Annotated in this window: 19 protein-coding genes; 5 read left to right on the forward strand and 14 right to left on the reverse strand. The window is 64.4% G+C overall.

Annotated features, from left to right (window positions below; translation table 11 throughout):
- Positions 1-17: 17 nt before the first annotated feature.
- Positions 18-2528 carry a cation-translocating P-type ATPase gene (locus BLW21_RS14030; protein ID WP_092741106.1) on the reverse strand — a complete coding sequence of 837 codons (2511 nt, stop codon included), beginning with the start codon at positions 2526-2528 and terminating at the stop codon, positions 18-20.
- Positions 2529-2782: 254 nt separating this feature from the next.
- Here BLW21_RS14030 and BLW21_RS21560 point away from each other — a divergent pair, with 254 nt between their 5' ends.
- A complete protein-coding gene (locus tag BLW21_RS21560) occupies positions 2783-3028 on the forward strand; it encodes a hypothetical protein (RefSeq protein WP_175470974.1) in 246 nt (81 codons plus the stop codon).
- 45 nt (positions 3029-3073) lie between these two features.
- Here the strand turns inward: BLW21_RS21560 and BLW21_RS14035 are convergent, their stop codons facing one another.
- Positions 3074-3391: a hypothetical protein gene (locus BLW21_RS14035; protein ID WP_092741108.1), complete on the reverse strand. Its 318-nt coding sequence runs from the start codon at positions 3389-3391 to the stop codon at positions 3074-3076.
- A 161-nt stretch (positions 3392-3552) separates the two neighbouring features.
- Here BLW21_RS14035 and BLW21_RS14040 point away from each other — a divergent pair, with 161 nt between their 5' ends.
- Together BLW21_RS14040 and BLW21_RS14045 are read left to right on the forward strand one after the other, a co-directional pair.
- On the forward strand, positions 3553-5154 hold the full coding sequence (locus BLW21_RS14040) for a sensor histidine kinase (RefSeq protein WP_245711903.1): 1602 nt from the start codon (positions 3553-3555) through the stop codon (positions 5152-5154).
- Positions 5132-6196, forward strand: a complete 1065-nt coding sequence (locus BLW21_RS14045) for a response regulator (protein ID WP_092741112.1) — start codon at positions 5132-5134, stop codon at positions 6194-6196. The genes BLW21_RS14040 and BLW21_RS14045 overlap by 23 nt, the downstream gene beginning before the upstream one ends.
- An 18-nt stretch (positions 6197-6214) precedes the next feature.
- On the opposite strand, the gene hemF is transcribed toward BLW21_RS14045, so the two are convergent.
- The 11 genes from hemF to BLW21_RS14100 all read right to left on the reverse strand — a co-directional run bounded on the left by hemF (position 6215) and on the right by BLW21_RS14100 (position 18183).
- Positions 6215-7159 (reverse strand): oxygen-dependent coproporphyrinogen oxidase, encoded by a 945-nt coding sequence (gene hemF / locus BLW21_RS14050; protein ID WP_092741114.1) that lies wholly within the window; start codon positions 7157-7159, stop codon positions 6215-6217.
- A 61-nt stretch (positions 7160-7220) separates the two neighbouring features.
- Entirely contained in the window at positions 7221-8147 is a 927-nt protein-coding gene (locus BLW21_RS14055; protein ID WP_092741116.1) for a universal stress protein, read from the reverse strand.
- 155 nt (positions 8148-8302) lie between these two features.
- Entirely contained in the window at positions 8303-9022 is a 720-nt protein-coding gene (locus BLW21_RS14060) for a sulfite exporter TauE/SafE family protein (RefSeq protein ID WP_092741118.1), read from the reverse strand.
- A 168-nt stretch (positions 9023-9190) separates the two neighbouring features.
- Complete coding sequence (locus tag BLW21_RS14065) at positions 9191-9658, reverse strand: FixH family protein (RefSeq protein ID WP_092741120.1); 468 nt, start codon at positions 9656-9658, stop codon at positions 9191-9193.
- 113 nt (positions 9659-9771) lie between these two features.
- On the reverse strand, positions 9772-11190 hold the full coding sequence (gene ccoG, locus BLW21_RS14070; RefSeq protein ID WP_092741122.1) for a cytochrome c oxidase accessory protein CcoG: 1419 nt from the start codon (positions 11188-11190) through the stop codon (positions 9772-9774).
- A gap of 90 nt (positions 11191-11280) precedes the next feature.
- The gene (locus BLW21_RS14075) at positions 11281-12195 is read right to left on the reverse strand and encodes a cbb3-type cytochrome c oxidase N-terminal domain-containing protein (protein WP_175470975.1); all 915 of its coding nucleotides are present in this window, start codon (positions 12193-12195) and stop codon (positions 11281-11283) included.
- A complete protein-coding gene (locus BLW21_RS21865; protein ID WP_092741124.1) occupies positions 12189-12584 on the reverse strand; it encodes a hypothetical protein in 396 nt (131 codons plus the stop codon). The genes BLW21_RS14075 and BLW21_RS21865 overlap by 7 nt, the downstream gene beginning before the upstream one ends.
- A complete protein-coding gene (locus BLW21_RS14085) occupies positions 12578-12799 on the reverse strand; it encodes a hypothetical protein (RefSeq protein ID WP_092741126.1) in 222 nt (73 codons plus the stop codon). The genes BLW21_RS21865 and BLW21_RS14085 overlap by 7 nt, the downstream gene beginning before the upstream one ends.
- A 123-nt stretch (positions 12800-12922) precedes the next feature.
- Positions 12923-15130, reverse strand: a complete 2208-nt coding sequence (ccoN, locus tag BLW21_RS14090) for a cytochrome-c oxidase, cbb3-type subunit I (protein ID WP_245711904.1) — start codon at positions 15128-15130, stop codon at positions 12923-12925.
- A gap of 280 nt (positions 15131-15410) precedes the next feature.
- On the reverse strand, positions 15411-15569 hold the full coding sequence (gene ccoS / locus BLW21_RS14095) for a cbb3-type cytochrome oxidase assembly protein CcoS (protein WP_092741128.1): 159 nt from the start codon (positions 15567-15569) through the stop codon (positions 15411-15413).
- Positions 15570-15696: 127 nt separating this feature from the next.
- Positions 15697-18183, reverse strand: coding sequence for a heavy metal translocating P-type ATPase (locus BLW21_RS14100; RefSeq protein ID WP_092741475.1), 2487 nt, complete (start codon positions 18181-18183; stop codon positions 15697-15699).
- A gap of 240 nt (positions 18184-18423) precedes the next feature.
- Between BLW21_RS14100 and BLW21_RS21565 the strand changes: the two genes are divergently transcribed.
- Together BLW21_RS21565 and BLW21_RS14110 are read left to right on the forward strand one after the other, a co-directional pair.
- On the forward strand, positions 18424-18786 hold the full coding sequence (locus BLW21_RS21565; RefSeq protein WP_175470976.1) for a hypothetical protein: 363 nt from the start codon (positions 18424-18426) through the stop codon (positions 18784-18786).
- Between the two features lie 15 nt (positions 18787-18801).
- Positions 18802-19110 carry a cupin domain-containing protein gene (locus BLW21_RS14110; protein WP_092741130.1) on the forward strand — a complete coding sequence of 103 codons (309 nt, stop codon included), beginning with the start codon at positions 18802-18804 and terminating at the stop codon, positions 19108-19110.
- Positions 19111-19227: 117 nt separating this feature from the next.
- Here the strand turns inward: BLW21_RS14110 and BLW21_RS14115 are convergent, their stop codons facing one another.
- The gene (locus tag BLW21_RS14115; protein WP_092741132.1) at positions 19228-20505 is read right to left on the reverse strand and encodes a M16 family metallopeptidase; all 1278 of its coding nucleotides are present in this window, start codon (positions 20503-20505) and stop codon (positions 19228-19230) included.
- Positions 20506-20509: the final 4 nt, after the last annotated feature.

The raw sequence follows: 20509 nt of genomic DNA on the forward strand, positions 1-20509 counted from the left end.
CTGTGCGACTCTCCGCTTCAACGGCCTTTTGAACCACCTGCCCCAGCGGCCCGGCGCATGGCTTTGTAGACTTCTATCCAAGCCACGCCCAGCAGCGCGGCCAGCGCGCACCACCCCAATGCGGCTATCGGCACGGGCACGAATCCGAATAGCCGTTGCGCCCCCGGCACGAGCAGCGTCGTCAGCAGCAGGGCCAGCGTGAGGACTAGCATCAGCCAGAGGATGCGGTTGGGCACGCGCAGGGTGCGCCACACCGACTGCGTGAATGAGCGGTTGACCAGCGTGAGCAGCAGGTTGCTGAACACGAGCGTAGCGAAAGTGAGCGTGCGCACCACCTCGGAGTCCGCACCCTGCCGCATAAAGAAGTAGTACACGCCCAGCACCGCCGCCGTAATACCCAGGCCCTGCGCGATGCTGCGGCCCAGCTCGGCCCGGCCCAGGAAGGTGCTGGTGAGCGGGCGCGGGGGCTGCTGCATCTGCCCGGCCTCGGCAGGCTCATTTTCGAAGGCAATGGAGCAGGTAGGCCCCATCACCAGCTCCAGAAAAATGATGTGGACGGGGGTCAGCAGGTTGGCCAGCGGCCAGCCCGCCAGCAGCGGCACGGCCACCACCAGCACAATCGGAATATGAATGGAGACGACGTAGAATACCGCTTTTTTGAAGTTCTGGTAGATGCGCCGGCCGTGCGCGATGGCCGTGACCATGCCCGTCAGGTCATCATCCACTAGCACCAAAGAAGCCGCCTGCCGGGCCACTTCGGTGCCGCGCCGGCCCATGGCTACCCCGATGTGGGCCGCCTTGAGGGCCGGGCCATCGTTCACGCCGTCGCCGGTCATGGCCACTACTTCACCGGCGGCTTTCAACGACTCCACCACCCGCAATTTGGCCTCGGGAAACATGCGGGCAAACACGGCCGTGCGCTCAGCCTGCGCCTGCAGCTCGGCGGCCGACAGGCCCATTACCTGCTGGCCGGTGAGCAAGGTATCGGCCCCCGGCAAACCCACCTGGCGGGCAATGGCCTGGGCCGTTTCGGGGAAGTCGCCGGTTATCATCTTCACCTGCATCCCGGCCGCCAGAAAGGCCTGAATGACGGTCGCCGCATTGGCTTTGGGCGGGTTTTCGAGGGCCACAAGCCCTAGAAACTCCCAGGCAAAATCGTCCTGCCGGGCCGGGAAATCGGGTCCGGTGTGGAGGGCGCGCGCCACGCCCAGCACCCGGTAGCCCTGCCCCGACAGTTCCCGCGTTACGTGCCGGATTTGCTCGGCCACGGCCGGGGCGGGGCGGCACACGGCCAGCACGTGCTCCACGGCACCCTTGCCGGCCACGCATACCTGCCCGTTCACCCGGCGCACATGCGTCATCATGGGCGGAATGCCGGCCAGCGGGTACTCGTGCAGCATGGGCGCGGGAGCAGCGGCGGCGGCCGGGTCGGCGGCCGTAAAGGCTTCCACGATAGCCTTTTCCATGGCATCGAAGGGCAGGGTTTCGCTGGCCCAGCGTGCGTAGGCCAGCACCTTGGCCGCCGTGGGGGCCAGCGGGCCGGGCACTGGCACGAGGCCGGCGGTGGTGCCGTCGTAGAGCTGGGCCACGCGCATGCCTTCCTGGGTGAGGGTGCCGGTTTTGTCGGCGCAGATGACGGTGGCCGAGCCCAGGCTTTCCACGGTTTGGGGTTGTTTGGTGAGCACGCCCAGCCGGCTCAGGCGGGCCGCGCCCAGGGCCATAAAGCTGCTGAAGGCCACCGGAATTTCCTCGGGCAGAATGGACATGGCCAGCGTGAGGCCGAAGAGCAGGGCCGTAACCCAGTTGCCGGAATGCAGGTAGTTGATGCCCCATACCAAGGCAAATGCCCCGGTGCCCACCCAGGCCATGCGCAGTACAAACCGCCGCACCTGCTGCTGCAAGGGCGTTTTTTCGGTTTCGATGGCTTCCATACGCTGGCCGATGCGGCCCAGCCGAGTGCCCGCGCCCACGGCCGTTAGCGTGAGCCAGGCGCTGCCGGCCGTGGCGCTGGTGCCCGCAAACACCGGGTCGGCCACGATTTTGACCACTGGCACGGCCTCGCCGGTCAGGATGGCCTCATCCACCGAAAAATCGTTGAACTCGGCCACGATGCCATCGGCCGGCAGGCGGCTGCCTTCGGTTACCAGCACGGCGTCGCCCACCACCAGGTCCTCAACTGCTACGGACATGAGCACGCCGTTGCGGCGCACTTGGGCGCGGGGCTGGGTGAGTTCGCGCAGAGCTTCCAGGGCCCGGTCGCTACGGATTTGCTGATAAACGGAGATGCCCGCCACCGCCAGTAGCGCCACGCCCAGGGTAATGGCCTCGGCGGCCTCGCCCAACCCTATATACACCGCGCAGGCTGCCAGCAGCAGCAGAAACATGGGCTCCGTAACCACCTCGCGCAGGGTAGCCGCCAGGCCCGAGTGGGCGGGGGCGGCCAGCACATTGCGGCCGTGCGCGGTGCGGGCGGCGGCCACGGCGGCGGTGGTCAGGCCTGGTAGAGCAGGAGCGTCAGGGAAGGGCATACGGCGGCGGTCAGGTGAAATATTGCCTCCAATGGTCGGTGCTAGCGGGCTGCCCAAAGTTGGGCAGCACCTTTAGTCTGAGGGCTGACCAGCGTCAGGCGCGGTTCTGATACTGATCATGGAAAGGTAAGGCTCTTGTTCACAGATTTGTAGGATAGCCTTCAACGCTGAAAAACCGTGGCTAGCCGGTGACAACCGGGCAGCTGTTTCGCCTGACTTCGCCCTTACGACAGTTCCCCGTTATATGCCCGTTTTTGCTGCTCCCACGTCTGCTCCCACGTCTGCTCCCACGTCTGCTGCCGCGGCACCCGCCACCGCGCCCGCTGCCACTACGTCCCCAACACCGTGGAAACTGCTTTAACGTCCAGGCCTCGACGGCGGCGCTACGCCGCCTGGGCACGAGCACGGCTCAGGTGCTGCGCGGCGGGCAGGTGCGGGGCCTGCCCGCCGACTCGGCCCGCGAAGCAGGCCATTGTCCCGGCTTCTTCCAGAAGCGGTAGGTGCATGGCCGTTGGGTGGGGGGTGAAAAAAGAGGCAGAGCGGTGCTAGGTGGGCCGCCCCAGCCGGGCCAGCACCAGCGCCGTCAGTTCGGCGGGGGTGGGCAGGCCGCTTTGCTGCCATAGCTCGATGCCCTGATGCAGCAACACGCACGCCGGCAACGGCCCCGAAGCCAAGCTGCGCACCACGGCGGGGTGGTCGGCCGCGTTCAGGCACAGCACCCGCACGGCCGGCCCCAGCCGGGCGCGCAGCTCGGCCTGGGCCGCGGCCGGAAATGCCGGCGCCGGCCGTGGCAGTAGCACGAGCAGGGTGGCGGCGACATCGTCGGCGGCAGCGGGCAGCAGGGGGGGGAAGGCAGCGGGCATTGCAGGCAGGGGGTGTATATTGGCCAAAATTATCCTGCTGCCACCCCGCGGGCCATGACCGGCGCTATCCGCCGGCCTGATTCTGGTCACGGTTTTCGGAATACCTCTTTCTATCACTCCTGGCCCCGCCGCCGATGGCCCCCGACGCTTCTGCTTTGCCCTTGCCGGACCTCGACCTGGCGGCGGTGCTCTTCGAGCAGGCCGCCGATTTTGTGGGCGTGTACGACGTGGCCGCCGGCTGGTTTACCCGCGTGAACGAAGGCGGCTACCGGCTGCTGGGCTATGCCTCGGCCCAGGCTTTCTACACCGACTCCGCCCGCACTCTGCAAACGCAGGCCCTGCCCCAAACCGAGTGGGTGGCCCTGCTGGCGCAGGTGCGCCGCCAGAGCGGCCACACGCTGCCCGTAGAAGTGCGCCGCCAAACGGGCACTACGTTCTGGGTTGACCTCAAGCTGCACCTTTTTTGGCACGAGGGCCGCGAGCAGGTGCTGGTGCAGTTCAACGACGCCGACTGCCTGCACCGCACCGAGCAGCAGTTGGCCCAGAGCGTACGCCGCTTCGAGGCCGTGTTCACCCACGCCACCATCGGCATCATCGTCTGCGACCGGCAGGGAGGCATTGTGCTGGCCAATGAGAAATCCCACCAGCTCTTCGGCTATCCGGCTGCGGCGCTGCTCGAAGCCCGCATCGAAGACCTGGTGCCCGATGCCGTGCGCGGCCACCACGAGCGGCTGCGCGCTTCCTTCAATGCCCATCCCCAGGTGCGCACTATGGGGGCCAACCGCGACCTGCTGGCCCGCCGCCACGACGGCTCCGTGTTTCCGGTCGAAATCAGCCTGAGCTACTTCCACCTCGATGAGGAGCTGTTTGTGGTAGCCTACATCATCGATATCACCTTCAAAAAAGAAGCTGAACAAGCCCTGCTGGCCGAGCGCCGGCACGTGGAGGGCCTCAACGCCGAGCTGGAGCGCAAGGTGGCCGACCGCACCACCGCCCTGCTCGTTACGCTGGAGCAGCTGGAGCAGCGCCAGCACGAGCTGCGCCAGGCCCTGGCCGCCGAGCAGGAGCTGGGCGAGCTAAAGTCGCGCTTCGTGAGCATGGCCTCGCACGAGTTTCGCACCCCGCTTACGGCCGTGCTCACCTCGGCTTCGCTCATCCGCAAGTACCCCGCCACCGGGCAGCAGCCCCAGCGAGAGCGGCATCTCGACCGCATTCAGGCATCAGTAAAGCACTTGAGCGACATTCTGGAAGAGTTTCTGTCGGTGGGCAAGCTCGAGGAGGGCAAGCAGGTGGCCCACCCCGCCGCCACCACGCTGCCCGCACTGGTGGCCGAGGCCGTGGCCGAAGTGGCGGGCCTGCGCGGCCCCGGCCAGCGCATCGAAACCGACCTCGACGGTGTGGCCGCCGTGTGGCTCGACGGCTCGCTGCTGCGCAAGGTGCTCGTCAATCTGCTTTCCAACGCCCTCAAGTACTCCCCCCCCGAAACGCGCATCACCGTGCAGGCCGCTATCGGCGCGGCCGGGCAGCTGGTGCTACGCGTGCAGGACCAGGGCATGGGTATTTCCGAGGAAGACCAGCAGCACCTGTTCGGGCGCTTTTTCCGGGCCCGCAACGCGGCCAACGTGCCCGGCACCGGCCTGGGCCTCTACATTGTGGCCCGCTACGTGGAGCTGCTCGGCGGCACCATTGCCCTGCACAGCACGCTGGAAGTTGGCACCACCGTCACCCTGACTCTGCCCTATGAAAACAATACTGCTGATTGAAGACAACGCCCCGATTCGGGAAAACACGGCCGAGATTCTGGAAATGGCGGGCTACGCCGTGCAAACGGCCGAAAACGGCAAGTTGGGCGTGGCCCTGGCCCTAGCCACGCCCCCCGACCTGGTGGTGTGCGACATTATGATGCCCGTGCTCGACGGCTACGGGGTGCTGCACATCTTCACCCAAAACCCCGCGCTGGCCAGCATCCCGTTTATTTTCCTGACGGCCAAAACCGAGCGCACCGACCAGCGCCGGGGCATGGAACTGGGGGCCGACGACTACCTGACCAAGCCCTTCAGCGACACCGAGTTACTGAGTGCCATTACCAGCCGCCTGGGCCGTTTTCAGCAGCTGCGCCCCGACTACGATGTGCAAGCCGAGGGCCTCGACGGCTTCCTGGATGATGCGCAGGCCGTGGGCAGCCTGCACGAGCTGACGATGGAGCGCAGGCCGCGCAGCATCCGTAAAAAGCAGGACATCTACCGCGAAGGCGACGAGGCGGTGTGGGCCTATTTTGTGCGGGCGGGGCGGGTGAAAACCGTGCAGACGACCGACGGCGGCAAGGAGCTGATAACGGGCCTCTACCAGGCTGGCGACTTCTTCGGCTACCTGCCCCTGCTCGAACATACCCCCCACCAGGACACGGCCGTGGCCCTTGACGACGCGGAGGTGGTGTACCTGCCGCGCGACGATTTCCGGGCCCTGCTGGAGCGCAACCCCGCCGTGAGCCAGCAGTTTATCCGCCTGCTGGCCGGGCGCGTGCGCGAGCGGGAAGCCCTGCTGCTGGGCATGGCCTACGATTCCATCCGCCGCCGCGTGGCCGACACGCTGCTGCGCCTGCACGAGCAGGCTGCTGCCACGGCCGACCCCGCCGCCGAGGCCACCATCCAGCTCTCGCGCGACGATATGGCCGCCATCGTGGGTGCGGCCCCCGAGTCGCTGATCCGCACCCTGAGCGAGTTTCGCCACGACGGCCTGATTGAGGTGACGCCCCAGCACATCCGGGTGCTCGAGGCCGACAGGCTGCGCCAGGCCCACTGGTAGGCTGGGGCCGGGCGGGCTTTACTCCGCCCACGCCACGCCCTGGCGCAGCCAGGCCTGGGTTTCGGCCTCCGGCGAGCCCGGCTCGATGGGGAGCTGGTATATCCATTCGCACTGGGGCGGCAGGCTCATGAGGATGCTTTCGGTGCGGCCGCCGGTTTCGAGGCCGAATTTGGTGCCCCGGTCCAGGGCCAGGTTGAACTCGGCGTAGCGACCCCGGCGCACCTGCTGCCACTGCTTCTGGCGGCCGGAAAACGGCAGGTCGCGGTTTTGGCGCATCAGCTCGGCGTAGGTGCGGCCGTACACCTCGCCCACGTCCTGCACGAAGGCAAACAGCTCCTCGAAGCTCCCGTCGGGCCCCACTGTGAGGCGGTCGAAGAAGATGCCGCCCACGCCCCTGGTTTCCTGGCGGTGCGGCAGGTAGAAGTACTCGTCGGCCCACTGCTTGAAGCGCGGGTAGTAGCCGGTATCGTGCCGGTCGCACACCTGCCTGATTTGGGTGTGAAACCAGCGGGCCTGGGCCTCGTCCACGTAGATGGGCGTCAGGTCCAGCCCGCCCCCAAACCAGGTTTCGCCGTTGCCGGCCTCAAAGTAGCGCACGTTCATGTGCGAGATGGGCACCCGTGGGCTGTGCGGGTGCTGCACCACGCTCACGCCGGTGGCGAAGTAGGCCGGGTCGGGCAGCAGCAGCTGGCGGGCGGCGGCCTCGCCCAGCCGCCCCGCAACGGCCGAGAAGTTCACGCCGCCCTTTTCCAGCACGTCGCCCTGGCCGATAACGCGGGTGAAGCCCCCGCCGCCGCTCGCGTGCGTCCAGGCTTCTTCCTGAAAAGTGGCCCCGCCGTCGGCATTTTCCAGCTGGCGGCACAGCCAGCGCTGAAAGTCGCGCATCCACGCCTCAACAGTCGCGCGGGCCGGGGTGGTATTTGTGGGGGATGCAGGATTGGTAAGGGAAGCAGGAGTTGCCATCGGGTAGGGGTGTTTAGGCGGCGGAGTTACGGGCCGGGCAGGTTCGCCATGCACTGCTGCGCTACGATTGGGCGGTCAGTTCTTCGATTGCAGCCAGGGTGCGGGGGGTGGGGGCGGCACGTGCGGCGCACTGGTCGCAGCAGGGGCGCGGCGCGGCGGGCGCGGCGGTGGGTAGTACAAGCACCGGAATGCGGGTGTGGTAGGCGCGGGTGGCCGTGTAGCATCCGTCGAAGTAGCGCAGTAGCTCGGCCTGGCTAGCGGGCGCGATGAGCAGCAATTGCGCCTGCATGCGGGCGCAGAAGTCGCTGGTTCCTTCCAGCGGGGCATCATCTTCGAGCAAATGGCCTGTTACGTTGGGCCAGGTAAGCTGGGCGGTAGCGCGGGCCAGGGCCAGCTTCAAAGCCCGGCGGCGGCTCCGCTCTTGGGGCGCGTAGAACTGCACCAGCTCCATCGGGGCCGGGAAGGCCCCGGCCAGGGCCGAAGCGCGGGGCAGCACGGCCAGCGGTAGCGTACTGAAATCGGCCGAGAATACCAGCCGATTGGGCAGTGGGCGGCGGCCCGGCGGCACCAGCAGCAGCGGGCAATTAACCAGCGCGCGGATGGCGGCGGCGTGGTTGCCAGGGGCTTCTTCGCGGCCGCAGTCCACATGTTCCAAGCCCATCACCAGCATATCGGCCCCGCAGCGGGCGGCTTCGGCGCGGGCGTGGTCGTGGAGGCAGCCGCTGAGCACGCGGTAGCTGTAGCGGATGCGGCGGCCGTCCTGGCGGGTGAGCTGCTGGTAGCGCAGGCGCTCCACCAGGCCGCGCAGGCGCTGCTCTTCGGCCGCCAGCCCGGCGGCCGTGGCCGCGTCGGGCAGCGGCGCGGTGGGGGCGGGGTGGCAGTAGAGCAGCACGATTTCGGCCGGCCAGCGCACGGCCAGCTTGTTAGCGTAGGCAAGGGTGTGTTCGGTGGCGGCCGTATGGTCGAGCGAAACGAGCAGAGTTTTCATGGAGAGAGGTTGATTGGAGAATGGCTTCGTTCTGAGTGGACCTCACCTCCGGCCCTATCTCTTCAAAAGAGGAGGAGCCTGACAAGAAGGCTGTTAGTGAAAAGTGAGGTTGAATACTTGTGAAAATGTTGCGTTACGAGGTTGCCGGAGCTGCCTCAGTGGCAGAGCGTGACGGTGGTGGCAGGCCGTCCGGTCGTGACCGTGGTGGCGGGTAGTTGCGGGCTCAGGTAAGGAACGCCCAAGCCCAGGCCGCGCAGGACAAACAGGGCAGCCAGCCCCAGCGCCAGCACCGGCACGGCCCGCCGCAGCCGCCCGCGCCACACCAGCGGCACGAGTTGCCCGGTAAGCGAGAGGGCCAGCATCAGCGGCAGCGTGCCCAGCCCGAACAGGGCCATATAGGCGGCACCGCCCGCCATACCGGGGGCACTGAGGGCGCCAGCCAGCGCCAGGTATACCAAGCCGCAAGGCAGCAGACCGTTGAGCACACCGGTAGTGTAAAGCGCGCCGAGCGTGGGCTGCTGGTAGAAATAAGCCAGCCGGTTTTTCACCTGAGCCAGCACTGGCGCGAGGCCCAGCGCCCCGGCAGTGCGGCCCAGGTAGCGCTCGGGGGTGGCAACCAAAACCAGAATCAGCAGGCCCGAAAGCAGCGACAGGCTTTGCTGCCAGCCGGCCAGTTGCAGGCCCTGCCCCAGCCCCCCGGCCACCGCCCCCAGGGTAGCATAGGTAGTCACGCGACCCAGGTTGTAGAGCACCCGCCCCAGCACGTAGCGCCCACGCGGCTGCCCCGCGCCGGGCAACGCCAGCGCAATGGCTCCGCACATGCCCACGCAGTGGAAGCTGCCAATTAACCCGAATAAAAAACCGGCCCAGAGCATGCGGTGAGGTGGTGAAGTAATGGGGGAGATAGTGATGGGGATGTCATGCTGAGCTTGCCGAAGCATCTCTACTGCTTCGTTGCGGTCGTCAGGATTAGCAGAGCGGTAGAGATACTTCAACTGCGCGGACGCCAGATGAAGCATGACCGTTCTTTCGGCCAAGTAGCCCTATTCCTCAATCGACAGCACTTCTTCCAGGAAATAGGGCTGGTTGTTGGCGGTGAATTCGATCCGCAAACGCCATAGGCCGGGCGCCAGGCGGCCGGTGTTGAGCTGCTGGCGGGCCGGCTCGCCGGTAGGCTGGAAGGGCAGCGTGAAATCGAGCTGCTGGTTGGAGGGGCGGAAGAACTGCAGCGTGCCTTGCACGTTCTGGCCGCGCAAAGAAGCGGGCAGCTCCAGCGTGAGGCGGTGGGTGGCCGCGTCCAGCGCTACCTGCACCGGGGCGGGCAGGGCGTTGGCGCGGGCCACGGCCTCCATACGCTGGCCGTGGCGCAGCTCCTGCTGGTAATAGTCGGCACTCACCAAATCTACGCTCGTGCGCATGGCCTGCTGCACCATATAGCCGATGTAGCCGGCAAACAGCACAAACGTGGCAATGATGTAGTAAGGCCAGTAGGAGGTTTTGGGCGGGGTCATTGGAGAAGCTGGGAGTTAGAAGCTAGAATCGAATGGAGTAATGCGCGTGAAACACGAACCGAAATGGAAGTAGAAACAGGCCCTACTGAATAGGCTTTCTGATTCTAGCTCCTTTAGTGAAGCACCGGCCCTAAAAACTTGGTGCTGGTTTCGGCGATGAGCTCGTTGCCGCTGTAGATGCCGATGCGTAGGGCCTGGTTGGTTTCGTGCAGGGCAGCGCGGGGTAGCTCCACGAAAAACACGCTTTCGGTGAAGCCCTGGGCGGGCAGGTGCAGGCCGGTTTCGGGGGCGCCCACCACCGTGAGCGTGCCACCGGCCGGTTCCAGCACCCGCAGCGAAATGGGGTAGGGCTGGTTGGTTTTGTTGATGACGGAGATGTTGTAGAGGTTGCGGATGGTGCCCTGCTCGGTTTTTTGGTAGCGCTGGCCCGGCGTGCGCAGTACGGTGGCGGCCACGTTGGAGCGCGACAACAGCAGGACGCCCAGCACCAGCATCAACACGCCCAGCATGCCCGAAAGCGCCTTCATGCGGCCCGTGAGGCGGAACTTGCTGCCCCGGGTAATGTCGTTTTCCGAGGCGTGGCGGATGAGGTTGGGCGGCAGATTCACCAGCTCCATAATGTTGTTGCAGGCGTCGATGCAGGCGGTGCAGTTGGTGCATTCGAGCTGCTGGGCACCGTTGCGGATGTCGATGCCGGTGGGGCACACCTGCACGCACTGGTGGCAGTCGATGCAGTCGCCGGCGGTGCGGTCCTGGTTTTTGCGCAGCTTCTCGCGGGGCTCGCCGCGCTGGTAATCGTAGGCCACCACCAGGCTATCCTTATCCAGCAAAACGCCCTGCAGGCGGCCATAGGGGCAGGCAATGGTGCAGACCTGCTCGCGGAACCGGGCAAATACCGCGTAGAAAACCCCGGTAAACAGCACCATCGACGACAGGCCGCCCAAGTGCGCGTTCAGCGGGTCGGTGACAATCTTCACCAGCGCCTCGGTACCGATGATGTAGGCCAGGAAGGTGTTGGCAATCAGAAACGACAGCACCAGGAAGATGACGTGCTTGGCCGTTTTGCGCCATAGCTTGTCCCAGTCCAGCGCGCGGTGGTCGAGGGCTTTCTGCTGGGGCGCGTCGCCCTCAATCCAGTACTCGATGCGCCGGAATACCATCTCCATGAAGATGGTCTGGGGGCAGACCCAGCCGCAGAACACCCGCCCGTACACGATGGTGAACAGGTAAATAAACAGGATAAAGGACATGGCCGCTAGCAGCAGGATGAAGAAATCCTGGGGCCAGAAGATCTGTCCGAAGATGATGAACTTCCGGGCCGGGAAGTTGAGCATGAGCACCGGCAAGCCCTTAATGCGCAGCCAGGGGCCGGCAAACAGCAACGCCAGCAGCCCGTAGCTAATCCACTTGCGGGCCTCGTAGAGGCGGCCGCTGGGCTTCTTGGGGTACAGCCACACGCGCTTGCCCTCGGCATCCACCGTCGAGATGGTGTCGCGAAACGAGTCGTTGGGCTGATAGGGGGCGGTGGGCATGAGGAGAATGGGTAAGGGGCATAAGAGGAATGGCACGCAACACGACTGTTCTGCTCAGCATGACGGTTCTCGTAATCCGTTATTTTCGCCCTACTTAGCGGCAATAGGCTGGCCCGCCGGCGCTTCCTTCTCGCCCTGGAGCTCCTTGGGGTTGGCTGGGTTGGTGCCGTGCAACGACCCGATGTAGGAAGCCACCTGCAGAATCTGCTTGCCCGAGAGCTTGCCCTTCCAGGCCACCATGCCTTTGCTGGTTACGCCGAACTTGATGGTTTTATACACGTGGTTGATTTCGCCGCCGTGCAGCCAGTAGTCGTCGGTGAGGTTGGGGCCTACTTTGCCTTCGCCTTCGGTGCCGTGGCAGGCGGCGCAGTTGGTGGCGAACAGGGCCTTACCGGCGTCCAGGTCGGGGCCCGCGGTGAGGGCCGTGTAGGTGGTGAGCTTGTTGGGGTCGCTGTCGTCGGCCGAAACCAGTAGGGCGGCCTGCTGCATCTCGGTTTCGTACTCAGCCAGCTGCAGGTCGCCGGTATCGGTGACGTGGTAGAACACCATGTAGCCAACGGCAAACACGATGGTGAAGTAGAAGCCGTACTTCCACCACGGTGGCAGGTCGTTGTCGAACTCGGTGATGCCGTCGTAATTGTGGTCCATCAGCTCGTCCTTGTATTGGCCGGTTATCAGGGCAGCGTCGCCGACGAGCAGGCCCAGCGCCTTGCCGCTCCAGCTGTCGTGCACCGTGGGCAGGTTGTAGAGGGCGCGCAGCTGGGGCTTCATCTTGACAACAATCAGCACGAAGAGCAGGCCGAATATCAGCAGCACCAGCGCCAGCGTAGCCAGCAGAAACCAGAACAGCATCAGATGGCTGCCCGAAGCCGCGGCGGTCGGGGCGGCGGCGGCAGCATCAGCGGCAGCGGCGGCCAGCGCGGCATCCTGGGCAACGGCCGCCAGGGTGGGGGCCAGAAGGGCAGCCGGCAGTAGCGCCCGGCGGAGCGAAAAGAGCGTTAGCATAAAACAGATTCCTCGACTTCGAATGAATGAACGGGCACAGCGGCCGGAGCCGGCTGGGCCACTACCGGAGTAGCCTCGGCGGCCACCACCACGGCCGGGGCACTGGCCGGGGCACTGGCCGGGGCGCTGGCCGGGGCCGCTTCGGTCCCGGCCTGTTCGGCCGACCAGCGCATGGCCGAGGCAGCCGAGCCGACGGTCATGATGAGCATGATGCCCACAATGCCGATGCCGGCGAGCAGCAGCCATAGCAATGGGTTGGGGCCATCGGCCGTGGCGGCCGGCGCGGCCGCGGCCGTTTGGGCGGTGGCGCGTAGCGTGGCCAATAGTCCGGCGGCCAGCAGCAGCGCGCAGCGAGGCCCGGCAGCGGTAATAAGCGGGCAGGTTACCATAGCTTGGAGTCGTAAAGGGCGGCGCCTTCGGCCTCGTCGGTGGCGGCGTCGGCCGCGTCGGGGCGCAGGGGCATCTGGCTCATCTCGTGCAGGTGCTGGCGGTTGGCAATGAACACGTACACGATTAGGCCAAGGAAAAACAGGAAGAATATGCCGAACGAGATGAGCGGGTATATCTCGATGCCGGCAATCGAACGCAACACTTCTTTATGCATGACGAAGGGGGGCTGGGGGGTGGGGAGTCCGGATAATTAAGGGAGTAGGAAACCGGGAGTCGGGGGCCGAAGCGCACCTTGTGGGGGCTCCGGCCGCCAGCCCGGCCGATGGGCCGGTCCGGTCTACTGGCCGGCCGTTTCGACGGCGGGCTTCACCTTGATGTCGGTGCCAAGGCGTTGCAGGTAGGCAATCAGCGCCACAATCTCCTTGTCCGATTTCACGTCGATGTCCTCTTTCTTCAGGTCGGCCGCAATCTGGTCGGCCTGGCGGCGGGCATCGGCCTCGGCCTGCTGGTCGTAGCCGGCGCGGTAGGGCGTGCCCAGCTGCTGCAACACCCGGATTTTGGCCGGCAGCTCCGCGTAGTCCGTCTCGTTATCAAACAGCCACGGGTAGGGCGGCATAATGGAGCCGGGCGACATGCTGGTGGGGTCGAGCATATGGTTGTAGTGCCACGAGTGCGGGTATTTGCCGCCGACGCGGTGCAGGTCGGGGCCAGTGCGCTTGCTGCCCCACAGGAAGGGCCGGTCGTACACAAACTCGCCGGCCTTGCTGTACTCGCCGTAACGCTCGGTTTCGGAGCGGAACGGGCGCACCATCTGGGTGTGGCAGTTCGAGCAGCCTTCCTTGATGTACAGGTCTCGGCCCTGCAATTCGAGCGCCGAGTACGGCTTCACGGCTGCAATGGTAGGCACGTTGCTCTTGATGAGGAAGGTGGGCACCATCTCCACAGCCCCGCCGATGGCAATGGCTACCGTGGCCCAAATGGCTAGCTGGAAAGGCCGCCGCTCAATCCAGCGGTGCCAGTGGCCTTCGTTGATGTGCGGGTCTTCGGAAGCGGGCAGCAGCGGGGCGGCAGTGGCTTTCTCTTCGGCCAGCAGCGAGCCGGCTTTGGCGGTCTTCACCAGGTTGTACACCATCAGGAACACGCCGCTCAGGTACAGGACGCCACCGATGCCGCGCAGGTAATACATGGGCACCAGCTGCAGCACGGTTTCGAGGAAGTTGGGGTACTGCAGCATCCCCTCGGCGTTGAACTGCTTCCACATCAGGCCCTGCGTAAAGCCGGCCCAGTACATCGGAATGGCATAAAACAGGATGCCCAGCGTGCCAATCAGGAAGTGAGCATTAGCCAGCTTCTTCGAGTACAGCGGCGTGCGGTAGAGGCGCGGCCACAGCCAGTAGAGCATGGCGAAGGTCAGGAAACCGTTCCAGCCCAAAGCGCCTACGTGAACGTGCGCTACAATCCAGTCGGTAAAGTGGGCAATGGCGTTTACGTTTTTCAGGCTCAGCATCGGGCCTTCGAAAGTGGCCATGCCGTAGGCCGTAATGGCCACCACTAGAAACTTAAGCACCGGCTCCTCGCGCACCTTGTCCCAGGCCCCGCGCAGCGTCAGCAGGCCGTTAATCATGCCGCCCCAGCTGGGCGCAATCAGCATAATGGAGAAGGCCACGCCCAGGCTTTGCGCCCAGTCGGGCAGCGAGGTGTAGAGCAGGTGGTGGGGTCCGGCCCAGATGTAGATGAAAATCAAGGACCAGAAGTGAATGATACTCAGCCGGTACGAGTACACCGGCCGGCCGGCGGCCTTGGGCAGGAAGTAGTACATCAGGCCCAGGTAGGGCGTGGTCAGGAAGAAAGCCACCGCGTTGTGGCCGTACCACCACTGCACCAGCGCATCCTGCACCCCGGCGTAGGCCGAGTAGCTTTTCATGAAGCTCACGGGCACGGCCGCCGAGTTGACGATGTGTAGCACCGCTACCGTTATAAACGTGGCGATGTAGAACCAGATGCCCACGTACAGGTGCCGCTCGCGCCGCTTGGCAATGGTGCCGAACATGTTCCAGCCGAACACCACCCAGATAATGGTAATCAGGATGTCGATGGGCCACTCCAGCTCGGCGTATTCCTTACTGGTGGTGAAGCCCATGGGCAGCGAGATGAGCGCGCTCAGAATAACGAGCTGCCAGCCCCAGAAGTGAATTTTACTCAGGGCTTTGGAGTACATCGGCGTTTTGCACAGGCGTTGCAGCGAGTAGTAAACGCCCATGAAAATACCGTTGCCCACGAAGGCGAAAATCACGGCGTTGGTGTGCAGCGGCCGGATGCGCCCGAAGGTGGTAAAGGACGTGTGCAGGTTGACATCGGGTTGGGCCAGCTGGAACGCAGCCATGATGCCCACCAGCATCCCGGCAATGCCCCAGAACACCGTGGCCACGCCAAAGTCGCGGACAATCCGGTTATCGTAAAAGAAGGTGTCCAGGGCCCGTGCCTGGTCGGGCTGAACCAGGACGGAGTCGGACGCGGCCGGCGGTAGCGGAGTTGCGGCTTGCATTTAGGGGACTGACTAAGTAGAGAATGTCCCAAAGGTCCCCTATGCCCTTTCCCGGTAGCATGACGCCGGTTAGCTGCCCGCTTGATTTATGTCAGGAAAGGCTGACGTTCCTACGCCACACCTCACCCCCTAGCCCCCTCTCCTTGGGGAGAGCAGGGACTAATTTTTAGCTTTTTAGAAATATAAAAGATTAATTTACAGCCAGATAAAGGACTAAGCGCTAGTTCCCTTCTCCCCGAAGAGAGGGGGCTAGGGGTGAGGTGCCACAAGTGCCCGATACCTACGGTCCTAGCGGCGGCTCCTCCTCATCGAACAGCATCCGCACGGAGGGCGTGTAGGTATCGTCGTACTGGCCCGAGCACACCGACCACAGGAAGGCCCCCAGGAAGAACAGCGCCACCAACAGGCTGATACCGATGAGCAGGAAGATAATGGTCATGGCAGATAAAGGGTTTGCAAGAACGATGTAGGGGCGGGGCTTGTCCCCGCCCGACGTTAGACGATTCTAATCCGAGCCGTTCAACGGCGGGCGGGGACAAGCCTCACTCCTACACCGTTTCTTTAGCTCAAAGCTGTAATTTCTTCGCTGCCCGGCGTACCAGCACGGTGGCCACGAGCATCACGCTCAGCGAGCTGATGGGCATGAGAATGGCGGACACGATGGGCGTGAACAGACCCTGCACCGCCAGCGCCAGCCCGAAGGCGTTGTAGCAGAACGACAGCCCGAACGTAATGAGCACGGCTCGCAGGCAGGCCCGTGAGAAGCGCAGAAATGTAGCCAGCCGGCCGAACTCGGCCGCGTCGAGAATGGCGTCGCAGGCGGGCGAGAAGTTGGTGAGCGTATCGGTGAGGGCCAGGCCGGCATCGGCGGCGCGCAGGGCTCCGGCGTCGTTGAGGCCGTCGCCCACCATTACTACGGTGTGGCCTTGGGCGCGCTCGGCGGCAATGTAGGCCAGCTTATCGGCCGGCGACTGGCGGAAGTGCAGCGCGGCATCGGGGCCCAGCATCTCGCGCAGGCGGGCCTCTTCGGCGCCCGTATCGCCCGAAAGTACCGCCAGCCGGTAGTGCCCGCCCAGGCCAGCCAGCACTCTTGGTAAGGACGGGCGGTACACGTTGGGGAAGGTGTAGTAGCCCGCCGGCTCGCCCTCAAACGCCACATACACCCTGGTTTCCGGCGCATCGAAGTAGCGCGAAGCTTCCGCTTGGCGGCCTTCAGGAGCCGTTGGCGCCGCTTCGGGCAACGGGTCGCCAAGCGGAAGCTTCGTGCTACTTCCTGTGAAGCCGGCGGCTCCCAGGCGTACTGTTTCGCCGGTTTCGGCGGTGGCGGCTAGGCCCTGGCCGGGGGTTTCGTGGCAGTGGCGCAGGGGCCGGGCCGGGCCGGCGGCTTCGCGGGCCAGGCGCTGGCTTAGCGGGTGGGTTGATTGGGCGGCGGCCGTCGTGAGCAGGTTCAGCTCGGCGGGCGTTAGCGGGCGGCCGTGGTAATGCACCGCCGCCTGGTGGGGGTCGGTAAGGGTGCCGGTTTTGTCGAACACCAGTGTATCGGCGCGGGCCAGGGTTTCGATTACGGCCGAGTTTTTCAGGTAGAGCTTGTGGCGGCCCAGCACCCGCACGGCCGCGCCCAGGGCAAACGGGGTGGCCAGCGAAAGGGCGCAGGGGCAGGCAATAATCAGCACCGAAACAAAGGCCCGCCACATCATGGCCTGGTCGCGCGGGCCCCAGTAGAGCAGCGTGCCCAGCGCCAGGGCCAGCGTGATACCCACGAAATAGCGGCCCACCCGGTTGGCATAGGTTTCCAGGCCCTGGTGGCGGTTTTCCTTGGCGAAGGCCGGGTTGTTCCAGAGCTGGGTCAGGTAGCCCTGGCTGACTTCACGCACCACTTCCAGCTCCACGGCTTCGCCCAGCTGCCGGCCGCCGGCGTACACCAGCTCGCCCGAAACCCGCGTCACCGGCGTGCTCTCGCCCGATACAAAGGAGTAGTCGAGCTGCCCGTCGCCGCGTAGCAGCACCGCATCGGCCGGCACCACCTCCTGGTGGCGCACCCGAATCCGGTGGCCCATCCGCAGCTCCCGCACCGAAATGGACTTGTCGCCCTCGGGGGTGAGTTGGGTGACAGCTACGGGAAAGTACGAGGTAAAGTCGCGGTCGAAGCGTAGCGCGTCATAGGTGTGCTGCTGCACCCAGCGGCCAATCAGCATGAAAAATACCAGGCCGGTAAACGAGTCGAAATAGCCCGGCCCCTGCCCCGACAGCGCCTCCCAGGCACTCACCCCAAACAAGGAGAGCAGCCCCAGGCTAATCGGAAAATCGAGGTTGATGTAGCGCTGGCGCAGCCCCTGCCAGGCCGAGCGAAAGAAGTCGCGGGCACTGTACAGCAGCACTGGCAGCGCCAGCGCCAGACTCAGCAGCCCAAAAAAGCCCCCAAATCCAGCCTGCAAATCCTCCACAAACGAGAAGTAGTCGGGCAGAGCCAGCAGCATCACGTTGCCAAAGGCGAAAGCCGCCAGCCCCAGCTGGTAGTAGAGCGTGCGGCTGGCGCGGTGGGGCTGGGCGCCCAGCTCGGCCAGCGTAATCTGGGGCTCGTAGCCCACCGAGGCCAGCAGGGCCACCACTTCCTTGAGCCCGGTGCTGGCCGTCAGGTAGGTAATGGTGATTTCCTTGCGCAGAAACTGCACCCGTGCCTCCGCAATGCCGGGATTGAGCCTGGGTAGGTGCTCCAGCAGCCAGATGCAGGAGGTGCAGTGCATCTGGGGCACGCTCAGGGTAATACGGGCGCGCTGCTCCGAGCGGAAGCTCAGCAATTGGGCCTGGACGGTTTCGGAGTCGAGGTAGTCGAAGCGGCCGGGCAGCTCCACCTCCTTTATTTTGAGGCCGGGGCGCTCGTCGAGGTTGTAGTAAGTGCAGAGATTGTTGGCCGCCAGCAACTCGTACACCGTGCGGCAGCCGGCGCAGCAGAAGGGCAGCCCGGCAAGCGCCAACGGCTCGGGTGGACAGGCGTCGCCGCAGTGGGCGCAGGCAACTTCAGTGGCGGTAGCTTCTTCGAGAACGGCAGGCATGGCTTCGGGCAAGGGCAATAACTACAAAGCTCGTCCTCCCCTGGCCTCCGCTCAATGACCAACCTCATACCGGGGCTTGATTTGCGTCAGCGCACCCGTAGCGCCCGGCTGGCACCTTTGTTTGGTTGGACGGTGTAGGGGCGGGGCTTGTCCCCGCCCGCCGTGAGTACGGAACTAGGCGTCATCGTTCAACGGCGGGCGGGGACAAGCCCCGCCCCCACATTATTTCCTCCTACCTCCATGTTCTCTCGTCATTCCTGGTCGTTTTTACTGGTGGCGGCGCTGTTGTTCTGGGCCGGGCTGGTGGCGGGCATTTCCTTTCTGGAAGCGCCGCTGCAGTTCACCGCGCCGGGCATTACCATTCCGCTGGGGCTGGGCATCGGCCGGCTGATGTTTCAGACCCTTAATAAGGTTGAAATCGGGCTGGCGATGCTGGCCGTCGTGGCCGCCTTCCGCCTGAAGGTGCCAACGAACCTAGCCCTGCCGCTAGGTTTGCTGGCCGCCGTGCTGGTGGTTCAGAGGCTGTGGCTGCGCGCCGGCAGCACTACCCACGTTTTCGAAACCCGCCTGCGGAGTATCAACAACCCACTTTCTATTCTTTAACCAATTTCTTTCCTCATGGAAGCTACTTCCGGCAGCCTGCTGGCGGGCGCGCACGCCCACCCTTCCCCCACCGACGCCGCCACCCACGTGCTCCTCCGTCGGGAGGGACACAACATCATTTATAAGCAGTTTGGCGCTGGCCAGGGCATGGCCCCCCACCATGCCCCCCACGATGTTTTCGTGGTCGTGCTCAGCGGGAAGCTCGACATCACTGTGGCCGACCAGCTTCGCCACTACGTGGCCGGCGACTACGTAATCTTCCCCGCCAACGCCATGCATAGCCTGCACTGCCTCCAAGCCGCTCAGGTGCTGATTTATCGGTAAGCTCCGGCCCGGAACCGCGGCAGCCGAACTGCGGCGCTTGGCAGGTTTTGCCGGGTCTTTTATACCGATGGAAAGATACCACCCTGTTCTGGCCAGATTAATTAGCTCACCTCAAGGCTACTGCTTCGGGCCTGATACTACTTCTAGCATGTCATCAGGAGAGAGGTATTCTTGCGCTAATTCCTGCAGCGTAACTGCATCGGTGGCCTGTACCTGCGCTACGAAGTCTGAGTAGTAGCTGGTTGGTAGATTGTAAAATACCAGGTTCTTGTATTTGTCGCACTGTTCGAAAACGGTGCTGAGTTCGTTCGCAAACTTGCCGCTCATGTAGTTCTTCACTGTTTGCAGCTCGGTCAGCGGTATCGGTTCTTCCTGAAGCCGACGGAGTTCAAGTTGGACTTGCTCGATAGCAGCGGCGGAGTTGGCGGCATTAACATCAGAGCCGATTACAAAGCTCGTGGCGTGCTCGCGCGGCTGTACGCTGGAATAAATGCCGTACGTAAAGCCCTTGTCCTCGCGGATGTTCTTCATTAGCCGTGAGCCAAAATACCCACCCAGTACTTTCACCAGCACCTGCAGCGCGTGGGTCTGCGGATGCTCAAGGGCGGGCCAGAGGCGGCCGATGCGTAGGGAGGCCTGCAGGCTTCCGTCTACCGTTACGTAATCGCTCGGGGCCAGAACGGCAGGAGCGGGCGAAGTGGCAACTGCCACGGTGGGGCCTCCGGCCGGAGTGCCCAGCAACTCAGTTACCAGCGTCACATGCTCATCGGTGGCGTCGCCGCATAGGAATATCTCCGCCTCGGCAAAGTTGTAGTGCTGCTGATAGAACTGGCGGACCTGTTCGGAAGTGATGTCCTGAAAAATGGCTTCATCGAACGTGACGCCGTAGGGGTAGCCTGGGCCGAAGAGGTGGCGCGAGAAGCTTTCGGAGGCCAGGTAGCTGGTTTTCTGCCGCTCTACCCGCACGTTCTGGATGGTGCGCGTTTTCAATAAGGCCAACTCTGTCTCCGGAAAGCTAGGTGCCGTTAGTACATCCTCTACCAGTGGCAGCAGCTGCGGCAGATGGCGGCTGAGGCAGTAAAGCGTAAGCGTAGCCCGGTCGAAACCCTGCTCACAATCCAGCGAAGCGCCGAAGAAGGCAACTTCATCGGCAATCTGGCGGGCCGAGCGTGTATGGGTGCCATCGAGCAGCAGACGAGCGGCCAGCAGCGATACGCCAGCCGAAGGATCATACCATTTGCCGGCCTTAAAGACGACCTGCAGACGTATGACGGGTTGGGCATCGTTGCGCATCACGTGCAGGCGGGCTCCGTTGGGGAGCGGGAATACGTCTGCTGCGGGCAGCGTTACGCGTGCCAGCGGCTGAACAGGAGGAGCGACAGTCCGGTCGAGCATCAAA

Origin of the sequence: Hymenobacter psychrophilus (assembly GCF_900107135.1) — a bacterium.
Classification (GTDB): Bacteria; Bacteroidota; Bacteroidia; order Cytophagales; family Hymenobacteraceae; genus Hymenobacter; species Hymenobacter psychrophilus.